This is a genomic window from Muricauda sp. SCSIO 64092 (assembly GCF_023016285.1).
GTDB lineage: Bacteria > Bacteroidota > Bacteroidia > Flavobacteriales > Flavobacteriaceae > Croceivirga.
On record NZ_CP095413.1, the window covers coordinates 1,081,847 to 1,097,371 of the forward strand.

The following is a 15,525-nucleotide window of genomic DNA, read 5'->3' on the forward strand; positions in this document are numbered from 1 at the left end:
TTAATCCAACTATGGAATGAAAAAAACTAGTGGTCTTCTTTTATTGATTCTTATCGTTTTGGGTTGCTCCCAAAAACCTGAAAAAATGAAACACAAGTACACCAACGCCCTTGTACATGAAACCAGCCCCTATTTATTACAACATGCCCATAACCCCGTTAATTGGGAAGCTTGGAAACCAGAGGTTTTGGAACGGGCCAAAAAAGAGAACAAACCCTTATTGATAAGTATCGGTTATGCGGCATGCCACTGGTGCCATGTAATGGAAGATGAATGTTTTGAGGATGAAGAGGTGGCCCAAATGATGAATGAAAACTTCATTACCATAAAAATAGATCGTGAAGAACGACCGGATGTGGATCAAATTTACATGGACGCCATCCAAATGATGACAGGTAATGGAGGGTGGCCCTTAAATGTAGTTGCCCTACCGGATGGAAGGCCGTTTTGGGGAGCTACCTATCTGCCCAAGGAGAACTGGATCAAATCATTGGAAAAACTTATTGAGCTGTACAAAACGGATTCCAAAAAGGTCGAGGAATATGCTACCAATCTTGAACGGGGGATAAAAGCCGTTAATCTTGTTGAAATCAATACGGACAACGGAAATTTCACCCTGGAGGAGCTAAGGGGTTCGGTCTCCAAATGGTCCACCTATTTTGATACCTATTTAGGGGGGTACAAAAGGGCGCCCAAGTTTATGATGCCCAATAATCTTGAGTTTCTTATGCATTATGCGGTTTCCGAAGAAAATGACAGTATCATGGAGTATGTGAATACCACACTCACCAGAATGGCCTATGGGGGGATTTTTGACCCTATTGATGGTGGTTTTTCCAGGTACTCCGTCGATACCAAATGGCATGTACCCCATTTTGAAAAAATGTTGTACGATAATGGCCAATTGGTAAGCCTATATGCCAGGTCCTATGCCCTAACAAAAAATCCGTTGTACAGGCAAGTCGTTGAAAAGTCCATTGGTTTTGTGGAAACCGAATTGTTGGACAAAAACGGTGGATTTTATTCCTCCCTTGATGCCGATAGTTACAATGCCTCCAATGAACTGGAAGAAGGTGCATTTTACGTTTGGAAAGAACGGGAATTGGATTCCATTTTAGGAGCGGATTTTCCTGTTTTCAAAGACTACTACAACATCAATCCCTATGGCCTTTGGGAAGAGGGAAATTATGTACTTATCCGGGATAAGTCGGACAAAGAGATTGCCGATAAGCACCAAATTTCGATGGATGGGTTGAATTCGCAAATTTCCACCTCACTACAGAAGCTCAAAGCAGTTCGTGATGAACGTCCCAAACCCCGGCTTGATGACAAAATCCTGGCTTCCTGGAATGGATTGATGCTCAAGGGTTTGGTCGATGCCCATCGCTACCTCCAAAACGAGCGTTATTTAACATTGGCCATAAACAATGCCAAATTTATAGAAAAGGAAATGGTAAAAGGTGATGGAACACTGTACAGAAACCATAAAAACGGGGAGAGTACCATCAATGCCTTTCTAGATGATTATGCCACCGTAATTGAGGGTTATTTAAGTTTGTATGAAGTGACCTTTGACCAGCAGTGGTTGTCCAGGGCCAAAGAATTGACCAATACGGCCATTTCCCATTTTAAGGATGGTGAAAGTGGTATGTTTTTTTATACTTCAAATCAAGATGAAGATTTGATCAGAAGGTCCATTGAAGTAAACGACAATGTTATTTCCGCCTCCAACTCCATTATGGCCATAAACCTATTGAAGCTTCACAAATTGTTTCCTGAGGAAGGTTACGGAGAACAGGCGGGCCAAATGGTCCGAAACGTTCAGGACAATTTTCCGGACAATGGACAGAGTTTCGCCAATTGGTTACATCTGGTGCTTTTCCAAAACAAAAACTTCTATGAAATTGCCGTAGTCGGCGACGATTACAAATCACTGGGAAAAGAGCTATCTTCCCATTACCTTCCCAATAGCATATTGGTTGGATCGCAGCGGGAAGGTTCCATGGATTTGCTCAAAAACAGGTACAACGAGGGGCAAACCTTGATCTATGTCTGTATTGAAGGTACTTGTAAATTGCCGGTAACTTCCATCGAGCGTGTACTGGCGCAACTCTAGTCGCGACAGAAGTTTAACCAAAGTTTAAAATCCATTATTTGATATCGAGTCTTTATTAACGTATTTTTTTCAAAATCCCAAACGATGTTAGAAGAACTGAACAACTACGAACAGCATATTGAAAAAGCCATAGATTGGTTTTGGAACCTACTCCCCAATCTTATTTTGGCCGTTGTCATTTTAATTATAGGCCTTTGGGTAATCAAGTTCATCAATAGGATTGTACGAAAGTTCTTTGAACGAAAGGACTACGATCTTGCCTTGGAGTCCTTTCTACAGAGTTTTATAAATATCACCTTAAAAGTATTGTTGGCCGTACTGGTGGTAACCCAGTTGGGGGTTAAGACCTCTTCCCTTATTGCCATGTTAGGGGCCGCAGGCCTCGCCATTGGTCTTGCCTTACAAGGCTCGCTGGCCAATTTTGCAGGTGGTGTGCTCATCTTGTTGTTCAAACCATTCAAAGTAGGCGATTGGATTTCTGCACAGGGCGTGGATGGATCGGTAAAGGAAATATCCATTTTTAATACCAAGCTCAACACTTTTGGTAATCAAATTGCTATTGTTCCCAATGGTATCCTTGCCAATGGCAATATTGTTAACTACAGTGCAGAACCCAACAGAAGGGAAAACTACAAGGTAGGTATAGGCTACGGTTCCAATATCAAAACGGCCAAAGACATCCTATTGGACATTTGTGCCCAGGACGATCGAATCCTCAAGGAACCTGCCCCTGAGGTTTATGTGGACAGTCTTGGGGACAGTTCCGTTAACCTCACGTTGCGTTTTTGGGCCCCCAACGATGTGTTTTGGCCCGCCCGGTTTGATCTAATTGAACAATCAAAATTGCGATTTGATGAGGCCGGAATAGAAATCCCATTCCCACAACGGGTAGTTCATCAGATTCCTGGGGAAGATTAAGGGCCTGTCTAAGCCTTTTTTCTGCTTTGGAGGACAAAATCCTTGAGATAATACGGTTCAAAATAGGCCATATCCTCAAAGTCCTTGGTTTCATATTTTTTAGTTGCTATGGTGACCATTTCCTTTGCGGAAGGGACAATGCTTCCATCAATGTGGATGTTATCATGTGATAGCACACCACGGCATTTTTCCGCTCCATTGCCTATTAAATGGACTCGTGGGGCCATCATGTAATCCGAGAAGGAACCCTCATTGATGATTTCTGCCCGGGTTTCACGGATTTCGGTATGGGCTGCGTCAAAAACAGCAGCATACACCTCCATTCTTCTTGCATCGATAAGTGGAACAATAACTTCTCCCGTTTCAACTTTTAACTGGTGGGCCATGCCCAATAAGGTAGGGGTTGCGATCAAAGGCAAATCCAGGGAAAAACATAAGCCTTTGGCTGAAGATACGCCTATTCTTAAACCCGTGTAGGAACCCGGTCCCTTACTTACGGCAACCGCATCCAAATCCGAAAAAGATAATGATGCCTCGATCAGTACTTGCTCAACAAAAATGTGCAATTGTTCCGAATGGGAATAATTCGGCGAATTTTCTTCCACCAAACCAACCACTTCCCCATTTACACCCAAAGCCACCGAGCAATTGGTGGTCGCCGTTTCCAAACAAAGGATTTTTGCCATAGGGCAAAGATAGAGGACCTACTGCTATTTTATAAAAGGTTGGGCGAAACAAAAACCCCTCCAAATAGGAGGGGACAACTTTAAATTTAGTTGAGTTGAATCGGAAGTCCAAAATAGAACTCCAATATTTTTAATCGGAAGATATAATCGTATTTACTTCTAATGACACTGGCGCGAGCATCATCCAGACGGGCCTGGGACTGCCCAAAATCAAACGCATTTAAAAGCCCAACGTCAAATCGGTCCTTGGCATATTGGTAGGCGACTTCCCTGGCCTCCAAGGTTTTTTCCGCTGCTTCATACGCTTTCCCAAACGTGGTGACATCAACATAGGCCTGTTGAATGGTTGCTTCCAGCGTTAGTTTGTCCAATTCAAATTGAAGTTTGGTCCGTTCCAAATTGATTTTTGAACGTTTTACGCTGTTTCGGGTGTTCCACCCGTTAAAAATTGGAACATTTACTTGCGCCCCATAAGAAATACCATCAAAAATCCATAATTGATCTTTAAAACTTGGCGTAAAAAATTCTTGGGGTACGTCCGGGCCAAGTCCGGATACAGGAATGAGTGCATTATCGGAATACCGGGTACCGTAATTAAAAAAGGCACCAATTGTTGGCAAATAGGCTCCTTTTGCGATTTCCAGGTCCTTTTCGGCCAAAGCTACATTGGTTTCCGAAAATCTGATGTCATTCCTAAACTCCATTGCCTTGGCAAAAATGGATTTTGCCGAATTGTTCAAAATATCTGATGGAGGTACCTCAAAACCTTCATCCACTACATCAAAATTTTCGTAATCCGTAATCTGCAAAAGCTGGGCCAGGTTTATTCTGGAAATGGTGACCAAGCCCTCATTATTTACGATCTGTTGTTCTTGCGTGGCGGCCGTAGCCTCAATTTCCAATAAGTCCCCACGGGGAACCACCCCGGATTCCACCAATTCCCGGTTCCGTTTCATATCCTGTTCCGTCACGGCATATTGCGCCCGGGCCACATTTAAGGCTTCCTTATTGCTTATCACTTGTAAATAGGCATCGGCTACACGCAAACGTATATCATCCTTTAGATCATCCAACCGGTATTGGTTGGCAATTGCGTTCATCTTGGCACGTTGCAATTGCTTTATGTTCCTTAGACCATCAAACAAGGTAAGGTTGGAACCAAACCCACCATTTACGTTGTTTTGGGTTTCATTGGTCGGTAAGTTGTTCGTTGGGTTAATGGAGAAACCGGTGTTACTGGAGGCGCTGATATTACCATTTAAATCGGGCAGTAAGCTCCCAATTGCATCGGATTTATCAATTTTGGCATTCTCCAAATCCAATTCAAACTGTTCTACGGTCAAGTTGTTCTCTACAGCATAAATCACACATTCCTCCAACGTCCATTTCTTTACTTGTGCATTCATTGAAAAAATGGCACAAAAAAGTACTAGTACTGAAACTTTTGATTTCATTCGTTTTTTGATTTTTGATATGTTATTTGGTTGGTCTATTAAGAATCTTCGTCGCTCTTTTTCTCGAGTTTATTCCAAACCTTGATTTTGGCTTCCTCGTCTATTCCCGACAAAATCTCCACATCAATCCCATCACTGACGCCTAATTCCAGCTCTTTTTTCTCAAATTCATTTTCGGCAACTTCGACTTCCACAAATGGTTTATCGGTTTCCTCATCAAACTGGAGAAGGGCTTCCTTAATGGCCAAAACATCTTTTTTCTCTTCTAAAACAATGGAGGCATTTGCACTATAGCCCGCGCGGACATAGGTACTATCGCTTACAACCAAATCCCCTTCGATCTTGAATTGAACGGCCCCTTCTTCCTCAACCCCCTTGGGAGCAATAAACTTTAGTTTTGCATCAAACTTATCTTTTTCCAATGCGCCCAAGCTTATTTCCAAAGGCATGCCAACATTAAGTTTACCCACTTCTGCCTCATCCACTTCACCTTCAAAAATCATTTTGGTCATATCTGCAATAGTGGCTATTGTAGTCCCATCATTGAAGTTGTTACTTTGAATGACCTGATCTCCTTCTTTGACCGGGATTTCCAGTATGGTGCCCGATACGGTGGCCTTAATGTCCGTATTGGCACTGACCGATCCCCCAACGGAACCCTTCAAAATGATCTTATAGTCGTTTTGCGCATTTTCCAATTCCAGTTTGGCCTGCTGGTACGTCAATTCTATGTTCTGAAAATCCTGGGCCGCTACAACACCTTTGGCAAATAAGTCCTTATTTCGGTTAAATTCCAATTCGGCATTACTAAGGGCAACCCTGGCATTGTTGACGCGTCCCTTTGCCTGGTATAGGGACTGCTCATTGGGCACTACCTTAATAACCGCAATCAACTCGCCCGCCTTGACCTCGGCGCCTTCATCCAAATAAATTTTGTCAATGATTCCCGTAATTTGAGGCTTGATGTTGATTTCGTCCTCTGGAATAACTTTTCCCGTTACGATTACTTTGTTCACAATATCCTTTCGCTCCACGGTTTCTGTTTCGTATAGCTGCTTAGGTGTGCTGTTCTGCTTAAGAAAGTACACTATGGCGTACAAAATACCCACACATAAAACACCTATTAATCCGTACTTAACATACTTGTTCATTGCTCTCTATTTGATTGTTATTTAATTCTAAATTGGTTATTCTTCTCTAAGTGCTTCTATGGGCCGCACTTTAATGGCCCTATTGGCGGGCAATAGTCCTATCAATACACTGAGACCCACCATTAATAAAAAGGATATACTGAACTGGGGAATACTGACCATAGGATTTGCAAAAGGGAAATCATCACCACTGCCCCATAAACTATTCAATATGGCCAAAATACCCACGGAGATCGCAAAACCGATCAAGCCGGCAAAAGCCGTTAGTACAATGGCCTCAACAACAATTTGGCGTTTTACCACAATTGGAGTAGCCCCAAGTGCCCTCCTGACCCCAATCTCCTTGGTTCGCTCCTTTACGGTAATCAAGAGGATATTACTAATGGCGATAACACCTGCCAGTAAGGTAAAGATGCCCACAAAGAACGAGAAGCCTTTTAACACGTTGGTGAATGCACTGATATTGTTGAAAATCTCGGACATATCAAAACTTCCAATGGCCCTTTCATCATTGGGGGCAATATCATATTTGTTCTTGAGAATGGCCTTAATTTGGTTCTCTACGACGGCAACTTTGGTACTGGGGTCCACCGCAATGGCCATCCAGCCCATTCTGTCCCCGGAATTAAAGGCCTTTTGGAAAGTTGTAAAGGGAATAAAAACGGCATTTTCACCATCAATATTAATATTGTTGTTGGGCTTATAAATCCCAACCACGGAAAAGAAAACCCCATTTATCCTGATATCTTCCCCGATGGCGTCTTCCCCTTTTTCAAAAAGGAGTTTATAGGTCTCTTCACCAATAACACATACTTTCTTGGAGTGTTCAATGTCGTTATCGTTCAAAAAACGTCCTTCGACCAACTTCTTTTTAGTGATATTATCGATTTCCGGATAGTCCCCATAAACCGAGGACCCACTGGTTTGCCCTTTTCTATAAACCGTCACGATATCCCTATGACTGCCCAATTCTATTCTAGGGGCCAATACTTCAATTTCAGGAATTTGTTCCTTCAATATGCTTGCATCCTCAATTTTATACCGAATCCTACGTCCTCGCTCAAATCCTTTATAAGGTTCGGAAGTCCGCTGGCCCCAGACAAATAGACTGTTGGAAGCGGTTCCCGCAAAAATCTTGTCAAATCCATTGCTCATCCCATTGGCAGAACCCAAGAGGAGTACCAAAATCATCATTGCAAAGATGACCCCCAGCATGGTCAGGAAAGTCCGGAACATGTTTTTGCCCAGGGTGTGGAAAATCTCAAACCATAAATCTCTATCGAACAGCCACATAATTATTTATCACTTAAGGCAACAATAGGTTTCACGTTGGCCGCCTTTATAGCAGGGATAAGTCCCGCCAAAACACCGGCAATAATCAAGACTATCGTTGCGGTAATTACTGTTGAAGCACTCACGTTGGGATTGGTAAATGCCGGGGTATTGATTGTTGGCCCCACCAAGGAAAGGATGAGCCACGCAAACAACAAACCTATAAAACCGGAAAGTGCCGTTATAAAAATGGATTCCAATAAAACCAGGTTAACAATTTGATTGGGTCTTGCTCCCAATGCCTTACGTACCCCAATCTCCTTGGTTCGTTCTTTAATGGTAAAGACCATAATATTACCGATACCCACAATCCCGGCAATTAAAATCAAAAAACCGACCCCAATGCCTATGGCTTTTAAAACTGAAGTGAAGTTGCTGATATCATCAAAGGCCTCCGCATAGTTCCAAACAAAGAGCCCTGCCTGATCTTCTGGAGCCACTTTATGTCTTCTTTTCATGACGGTCTCGAGTTTATCGGAAAACTCCAGGGCCTTGGTCAAATCATAGTTGGGATTGTAAGTCAAAAGGATGGCATTAATATCGTTTGTATTTCCATATATGCGTTGGTAGGTACTTATGGGCGCATAAATACGTCTTTCGGCATTGTCATCACCTTCGTCAATAAAAACCCCAATAACTTTGAAAGGAAGACCGTTGAATTCCACAAACTGTCCTATGGGGTCCTCTTTGTCAAAAAGATCTTCGGCAACTTTTCTTCCAATCACAGCCACCTTTGCTTTGTTTATTTGATCGGCTTCATTGATAAATCGGCCGGAAATGACTATGGTTTTCTCTATAATTTGATGGTCCGGATGTACAGCTTGTACAGAATACGTTCCCGTTTCAGCTTTATATCTTGCCACGGTATTGGCATAATACCTCCCGCTTATCTCCACAAAATCTTCCGGAAAACTTTTTTCGATAAACTCGATATCATCATTTTTGAACTGCACCCGTCGTCCTGCTTCAAAACCCGCATAAGCTTCTGAAGTAGTTCCTGGCCTTACAAAAATGGAATTGGTGGCATCATCATTAAACTGGGAATAAAACCCGTTTTGCATGCCATTGACAGAGGCCAACAACATCACCAAAATGAAAATCGCCCACCCCACTGAGAAACCGGTTAAAAAGGTTCTTAGCTTGTTCTTTTTGATGGTATTAAATATTTCTTGCCAAATATCCCTATCAAACATACTCCTGGGCCCTTACTTGTTCAATTTTCTTGTCTTCTACAATAACACCATCCCTGAGGTGTACAATTCTTTTGCACATATGCGCTATATCCTTCTCGTGTGTGACTACCAAAATAGTATTCCCATCATCGTTGATTTTTTGGATCAGGTCCATGACCTCATAAGACGTTTTACTGTCAAGGGCCCCTGTTGGTTCATCTGCCAAAAGTACCTTTGGTTCTGCTGCCATTGCCCTAGCTATGGCTACCCTTTGTTTTTGGCCCCCCGAAAGTTCTGAGGGTAAGTGGGTAGCCCACTCTTTTAAACCTACCCTATCCAAATAATTCAGGGCTTTATCCTGACGCTCTTTCCTGCCCACTTTCTGATAGTATAGTGGTAGTGCGACATTTTCCAATGCCGATTTATAATTGATAAGGTTGAACGACTGAAAAACGAAACCAAGAAATTTGTTCCGATACTGGGCAGCTTTTTTCTCACTAAGGTCCTTAATGGGGACACCATCCAAAAAGTACTCACCGGAATCTGCACCATCCAACATTCCCAAAATATTAAGTAGGGTGGATTTACCCGATCCCGAAGATCCCATAATGGCCACTAATTCTCCCTCTTCCACATTAAAATTAATTCCCTTTAAAACATGCAGGGAATTGCTTCCCATTTTATAGGACTTGTGAAGATCTTTGATTTCTATCATGATTGGTTTGTTAGCTATCTGGACTTGAAATCCACCTATAGGACTGACAAGTTGCAGAAATGTTACAAGATTAGTTTAAAAGTTATGTTAAATGATGGTATCAGCTGCCCGCCTGGTCTTCGACATTGTTCCAGACCTTTATTTTGTCATCGTCTGAAATCCCAGATTTCACCTCAACAAAAATACCATCACTAATTCCCAACTCAACTTCCTTGCGTTCAAATTGTTGGTCTCCGACTTCAACCTCTACAAAGGGTTTTTTGGTATCGTCATCAAATTGGACCAGGGCCTCTTTTAAGGCCAGCACACTATCGGCCCTGGCTAAAATTATGGAGGCATTTGCACTCAATCCCGCCCTTATGAAGGTGGTGTCCTGTTTGGTCAGTGTTCCTTTTATTTCAAATTGAATGGCACCATTCTCTTCTACTCCCTTGGGCGCTATATAATCCAATACCGCATCAAAAACCTGATCTTCAATGGCACCTACGGTTATTTCCAACGGCAAATCCTCTTTTATTTTTCCAACCTCGGATTCATCGACCTTTCCCTCAAAAATCATTTTCTCTACATCGGCAATAGAAGCGATGGTCGTACCTTCGTTAAAATTATTGCTTTCTATCACCTGATTTCCTTTTTCCACGGGAACGTCCAGCACCATACCACTGACTGTGGACCGTATCAAGGTATTTGCCTGATTACCGTACCCTTTTGAAGTACCTGTTTTAATAATATCCAAACGTTGGTTGGCTGCTTTAAAAGTTTGCTTTGCCTGGTCATAGGCCACTTCGGCATTTTCCAAATCCGCTTTTGAGATTACCCCTCTCTGAAATATTGATAATTGGCGATCGTAGTTTCGTTTCTGGTTCTCAACATCGATTCTTGCCCTTTCTATAGCATCCCTGGCATCGTTTAGGGCACTTAAATTTGGAACGACCTTGATTTTGGCCAAGAGATCACCTGTTTTAACATAATCGCCACCCTCAACAAAAACCTCTTCTATTACCCCTGAGATATTGGGTTTGATGAGTACTTCTTCCAAGGGCAGGATACTTCCCGTGGCCACCGCTTTTTTTACTATGCTCTGCTTGGTCGGCACTTCCGTTTGATAAACAATGGGGTCCTCTGAGTTCTTTTGGTACAAGTAATACATGGCCCCTGCAAAAGCAACAACAATAAATACTAGTATTACAATGGTAACCGACTTTTTCATTTTTATGGTTTTTGACCCTTCGACTCCGCTCAGGGCTGGTTATTAATTATTCGTTTCTCAAGGCTTCAATGGGCCTTACCCGAATGGCACTGTTGGCAGGTATGAACCCTGCCAATAGCCCGGAGATGACCAAAGCCATTAGCGCACTTGCCACCACACCGACACTTACACTGGGGCTAAGGAACATATCAACAGGCCCCACACTATCCAGTAAGGCATTAATTCCATAGATAATCAGGGCCCCAAAAATAATACCCGTCATACCCGAAATGATCGTCAGGAAAATGGATTCCATCAATATCTGTTTTTTAATGGACCATGGGGACTCCCCCAAAGCCCGCCGAATTCCAATTTCCTTGGTACGTTCCTTTACCACAATGAGCATAATATTGCTTACCCCTATTATTCCGGAAATCAAAACAAATGTCCCTACGATAATCGCAATCCATCGAATACCCGAAAACAGACTCTCCACCCTATTGTATTGTTCATAAAGATCAAAGTACCCAATGGCCCTATTGTCCTCTGGATGGACCTTGTGTTTTTTCTTCATTACATTGATGATCTTTTCCTTCAGAACGGAAATGGAACTTCCGTCCTTGGCGGTAATGGCCATCCAGCCCACATCTTCCCCTCGATTGAAAGCCTGCGAAAATGCCGTGAAAGGCACAAAAATCTCCTTTTGCGCCTCTTCCCCACCGTCACTGGAATTTTTCTTATAGGTTCCCACCACCAAGAAATTGACACCCTGAATTTTTATATAGGTCCCCAGTACCTCTTCACCTTTTTCGTATAAATCGTTTTTCACGCCCTGACCTATAATGGCAATCTTTCGTTTTTCGTTGATATCATTGTAATTGATGAACCTCCCCGAGGTCACTGTCATTGGGTCTTGATTGATGATTTCCGGATAATCCCCGTAGACATTATAAGCCCCGGAATTCAAACCCCTAACCACATTATTACCGCCTGAACTAAAGCCTCCCAATTGGTTTCTTGGGGAAATGAACCTTAGGTTGGGGACATTATCCCTTATTGCCCGAACATCCTCTCGCTGAAATTCAAAACTTCTGTCCTTTGGCAATCCCTGATAAGGTTTGGTCGTCCTTCTTGTCCACATGAACATGGTATTGGTAGCAATATCACCAAAATCAGCATTGATACCATTTTCCAGTCCCTTGCCAGCAGCAAGCAGTAGAATAAGAATGAATATTCCCCAGAATACGCCAAAAGCGGTCAATACCGTCCTAAACCAATTGGAGGTAAGTACTTCAAGAATTTCTTTCCAACGATCTCTGTTAAACATCCCTATTCGTCCTTTAGTGCTTCAATAGTATGTACCCGTGCCGCCCGCCATGCCGGGAAAAAACCGGCCAAGGTCCCTGCGATCACCAATACGATCACCGTGGTAAAGGCAACGGTAAAGTTTACTGAAGGATTTACTACATAATCAATTTCAATATGGGGCCCTACGACTTCCAATAGCGCCATGCTAAAAATGAGCCCTCCAAAGCCAGAGATTGCGGTCACAAAAATGGCCTCGTGCAAAATCATTCCAATAATGGACCATGGTTTTGCGCCAAGTGCCTTTCGGATACCTATCTCCCTTGTGCGCTCCTTGACCACGATCAGCATGATATTACTTACCCCTACAACCCCTGCTATTATGGTACATACCCCTACAAACCAAAAGAACAGTTTTATGTTTCCCGTAAGGCTATAGTATCTTTTGGCCTCTTCCATGGCACTCCAGACCTCTACCGCACTAGTATCGTCCGGTGCTACCGTATGTACCTGTTGCAAATAGGTTTTAAGGTTATTCTTAAAATCCACGGCCTGGGCCACAGCTTGGTCAAAATTTTCCACAGCGGGCAAGGTAAAGGACATATTGTTTACCCGGTCACCACCATTAAAAACTTTTTGGGCAGTTGAAATAGGAATGTAGATTCGTTCCTCTTCACGGTCTTCATATTCTTTGTACACCCCAATAATCTTGAAAGGAATGCCAGAAATGTCAATATATTCACCAATGGGGGTTTCCACTTCATTGAATACGTCCGATCTTATTTTTTTGCCAACAATGGCCACCTTTGCAGTTGACATTTCATCTTGGTAATTGATAAAACGACCATCTATCATTTTTGCGTTTTCAATGAATTGAAAATTGGAGGCCACTCCTTGAATACTATAGACCAGGGACTCTTTACCATAATTTACCGTAACCCCGCGCACAAAAATGCGAGGGGAATTGTATTCTATGGTTTCATTGAACAGGGCAACGGAGTTATTGAAGTTTTCATTGGTCAATTGAATGCGTCTGCCCGGATTCATTCCTTTGTATTCCTTGGAAGTTACCCCTGGCCATACCCATACACTGGTGGCGGCATCCTGCTCAAACTCTTGCTCAATACCATTGCGCATGCCTTGTCCAAAACCTAAGAGGATAACCAGAATAAAGATACCTGAAGCTACGGATATTCCCGTAAGGAACGTCCGCAATTTATTTTTACGGATAGTGTCAAAAATCTCTTGCCACCTTTCGATGTCAAACATTTGGGCTGGTTTTTTGATTGATGAAATACGAAAACGTACATCAATAAGACTAACGCTAGCCTAAAATGTTACAGTTTTTCCCAATTTTTTGCAAAAGTATTCCTAACCCTTTACCCTTCTGTAGATGAAATAGAACAATCCGCCAACCAAAATGTAGGGGATTGCCATTAAATAAACGATACCATTGTTCACACCTTCGGCCTGACTGTTATCCGCCTCACTCTCCAATGCGGCCCTACACATGGCGCATTGTGCCTCTACCAGGTCAGGGTTGCACAATAGGACCATAAAAAGAAAAAAAACAAACTTCTTAGTGGACATAATATGGGGAAATCATTAGATATACAATCACTCCCGTTACCGCTACGTACAACCAGATCGGAAATGTATATTTTGCCCATCTTCGGTGTGCTTCAAAATCCTTTAAATACGTCTTGCTATACGTTATAAGCACCAAAGGGATAATAATTATGGACAATAAAATATGGGACAGCAGAATAAAATAATAAACGTATTTGATGGCCCCCTCACCTCCAAAGGGTGTTGAATCGGAGGTCATGTGATAGGCCACGTACATCACCAGAAATGCCAAAGAAAGAAAAATACAAGTGGTCATCAAATTCTGATGTAATTTCAGTTTCCCGTTCTTTATGGCCACTACGGCCATTACCAACAACAGCGCGGTAAGTCCGTTTATCGTTGCGTAAATGGGCGGTAGAAATGAAAGCGGTTTGGCATCCGGAATCTTATATCCAAACAGGATGGCAACAACCAACGGTATTGCTATGGAAAGAACCGTTATCCAAATCTTGATTTTTTTTTCTTCTTTTAAAGTGGTCTCCATTATTCTTCCAATAACTTTTTAATGTCTTCTTTCAACATTGTGATTTGTTGGGGCTCCCCTTCTTGGTTCGTTCCCTGTTTTTCGGTAATCGTTCCCCTATAATAAATCAAGGGATTGCCAAATCCATCCATCCTGGAACGGATGTAACCTTCCTTATCGACCAAAGCGAACATTCCGGAATGTTCAAATCCCCCAGGGGCATCCTCCGCTTCGCTGGCCAAAATATAGAAGCCTTCCCTTGCCAATTCATATATTTTTTCCTGTTCCCCTGTAAGCAAATTCCAATTTGGATTGTTTACCCCATATTTTTCACCGTACTTTTTTAACACATGCGGCGTGTCATAGCGAGGATTGATGGTAAAGGATGCTACGGCAAAATTGTCCCTTTCCTTGAAGGTTTCCTGCAATTCCACCAGGTTCTGGGTCATTGTTGGACAAATTGTAGGACAGGTGGTAAAAAAGAAATCAACCACGTAAACCTTACCCAAGTAGTCTTTGTTGGTGACCAATACACTATCCTGATTGATAAAGGAAAAATTGGGAACCTTTCGCTTTTGGCCGTTATTGACTATGTAGGACAGGTCATCAATGGCCGATGTCCCTATCATCCGGTCCTTGTCCACCAGACTGTCGTTATTTATCCGTTCCGCAACTTCCTTTACGGTAAAAATCCCAAAGACAAGGATTACTGCAGAAACCCAGACGTAGGTATACTTTTTTTTGTTACTTGCTCCTTGAGGCATTGTTCTTTTTTAGTGCAAGACGATATTCCGCTAGGATTATTTTTACATCGTCTTCCATTTTATTGTTGAGTTCAGCAACCGAAGTGGCCTTAAATCCATATTTCACCCCTTCATCCTCATCATCGTCCCTTCCCCTAAGGTTTCTGTCCTTATCAATAATGAAAACATAGGGAGAACCCATATCACTCCCTAAGCTTAAATCCGTATGTAAACTTGAAAACAGCTGCTGAATCTGAAGGTCCTCGGCAAAGACAAAGTTCCATCTGGAAATATCTTCCAGTTGGCTCAATTCATATTTTAACTCCTCCGCCTCATCCTCCATGCCCTTTGGGACCAACATCATAAACTGAAAGTCAGTGAACTCAAAAAAGGGTTTATATATTTTTTGATTTAGGTTTAGGGCGATTGTTTTTTGGTTTTCCAACCGATTCCCCAAAAATCCGAGAATGGTAATTTTTCCGTCCAATGTTTTTGAGGGATCTATTGAAGAGATATCATCAATATTTTCCGTGAGTATGGGTAAGCGGCCAAAATTGTTTACCCCGGAAGCGAAGAAGAGATACGCCACCAAAGGAAAGATGAAAAGCACAACCAGGACAAAAGTCTTTTTCACAGCATTGTTGTTGGTATG

At 42.4% G+C, this 15,525-nt stretch carries 15 protein-coding genes; 2 read left to right on the plus strand and 13 right to left on the minus strand.

All coding sequences use genetic code 11. The annotated features are described in order from the left end of the window. Nucleotides 1-85: 85 nt before the first annotated feature. Both L0P88_RS04545 and L0P88_RS04550 read left to right on the plus strand, forming a co-directional pair. Nucleotides 86-2,116 carry a thioredoxin domain-containing protein gene (locus tag L0P88_RS04545; protein WP_247133442.1) on the plus strand — a complete coding sequence of 677 codons (2,031 nt, stop codon included), beginning with the start codon at nt 86-88 and terminating at the stop codon, nt 2,114-2,116. Nucleotides 2,117-2,200: 84 nt separating this feature from the next. Further along, nucleotides 2,201-3,034: a mechanosensitive ion channel family protein gene (locus L0P88_RS04550; RefSeq protein WP_247133443.1), complete on the plus strand. Its 834-nt coding sequence runs from the start codon at nt 2,201-2,203 to the stop codon at nt 3,032-3,034. A gap of 8 nt (nt 3,035-3,042) precedes the next feature. On the opposite strand, the gene tsaB is transcribed toward L0P88_RS04550, so the two are convergent. From tsaB to L0P88_RS04615, 13 genes are all read right to left on the minus strand, one after another. Further along, entirely contained in the window at nt 3,043-3,720 is a 678-nt protein-coding gene (gene tsaB, locus L0P88_RS04555; RefSeq protein ID WP_247133444.1) for a tRNA (adenosine(37)-N6)-threonylcarbamoyltransferase complex dimerization subunit type 1 TsaB, read from the minus strand. 86 nt (nt 3,721-3,806) lie between these two features. After that, complete coding sequence (locus L0P88_RS04560) at nt 3,807-5,174, minus strand: TolC family protein (protein WP_247133445.1); 1,368 nt, start codon at nt 5,172-5,174, stop codon at nt 3,807-3,809. 38 nt (nt 5,175-5,212) lie between these two features. Further along, nucleotides 5,213-6,325 (minus strand): efflux RND transporter periplasmic adaptor subunit, encoded by a 1,113-nt coding sequence (locus tag L0P88_RS04565; protein WP_247133446.1) that lies wholly within the window; start codon nt 6,323-6,325, stop codon nt 5,213-5,215. Nucleotides 6,326-6,361: 36 nt separating this feature from the next. Next, nucleotides 6,362-7,561 (minus strand): ABC transporter permease, encoded by a 1,200-nt coding sequence (locus L0P88_RS04570; RefSeq protein WP_247133447.1) that lies wholly within the window; start codon nt 7,559-7,561, stop codon nt 6,362-6,364. 59 nt (nt 7,562-7,620) lie between these two features. Continuing rightward, the gene (locus L0P88_RS04575) at nt 7,621-8,850 is read right to left on the minus strand and encodes an ABC transporter permease (RefSeq protein ID WP_247133448.1); all 1,230 of its coding nucleotides are present in this window, start codon (nt 8,848-8,850) and stop codon (nt 7,621-7,623) included. Beyond that, nucleotides 8,843-9,544, minus strand: a complete 702-nt coding sequence (locus L0P88_RS04580; protein ID WP_247133449.1) for an ABC transporter ATP-binding protein — start codon at nt 9,542-9,544, stop codon at nt 8,843-8,845. The genes L0P88_RS04575 and L0P88_RS04580 overlap by 8 nt, the downstream gene beginning before the upstream one ends. Before the next feature lie 100 nt (nt 9,545-9,644). After that, nucleotides 9,645-10,754: an efflux RND transporter periplasmic adaptor subunit gene (locus L0P88_RS04585; RefSeq protein ID WP_247133450.1), complete on the minus strand. Its 1,110-nt coding sequence runs from the start codon at nt 10,752-10,754 to the stop codon at nt 9,645-9,647. A gap of 46 nt (nt 10,755-10,800) precedes the next feature. Continuing rightward, nucleotides 10,801-12,060 (minus strand): ABC transporter permease, encoded by a 1,260-nt coding sequence (locus tag L0P88_RS04590; protein WP_247133451.1) that lies wholly within the window; start codon nt 12,058-12,060, stop codon nt 10,801-10,803. A gap of 2 nt (nt 12,061-12,062) precedes the next feature. Beyond that, nucleotides 12,063-13,307 carry an ABC transporter permease gene (locus L0P88_RS04595; protein WP_247133452.1) on the minus strand — a complete coding sequence of 415 codons (1,245 nt, stop codon included), beginning with the start codon at nt 13,305-13,307 and terminating at the stop codon, nt 12,063-12,065. A gap of 102 nt (nt 13,308-13,409) precedes the next feature. Then, the gene (locus tag L0P88_RS04600; RefSeq protein ID WP_247133453.1) at nt 13,410-13,628 is read right to left on the minus strand and encodes a hypothetical protein; all 219 of its coding nucleotides are present in this window, start codon (nt 13,626-13,628) and stop codon (nt 13,410-13,412) included. Further along, entirely contained in the window at nt 13,618-14,151 is a 534-nt protein-coding gene (locus L0P88_RS04605) for a DUF420 domain-containing protein (protein WP_247133454.1), read from the minus strand. The genes L0P88_RS04600 and L0P88_RS04605 overlap by 11 nt, the downstream gene beginning before the upstream one ends. After that, nucleotides 14,151-14,894, minus strand: coding sequence for an SCO family protein (locus L0P88_RS04610; RefSeq protein ID WP_247133455.1), 744 nt, complete (start codon nt 14,892-14,894; stop codon nt 14,151-14,153). Before L0P88_RS04610 ends, L0P88_RS04605 begins: the two co-directional genes overlap by 1 nt. Continuing rightward, a complete protein-coding gene (locus L0P88_RS04615; RefSeq protein ID WP_247133456.1) occupies nt 14,875-15,507 on the minus strand; it encodes a hypothetical protein in 633 nt (210 codons plus the stop codon). The genes L0P88_RS04610 and L0P88_RS04615 overlap by 20 nt, the downstream gene beginning before the upstream one ends. Between the last annotated feature and the right edge of the window lie 18 nt (nt 15,508-15,525).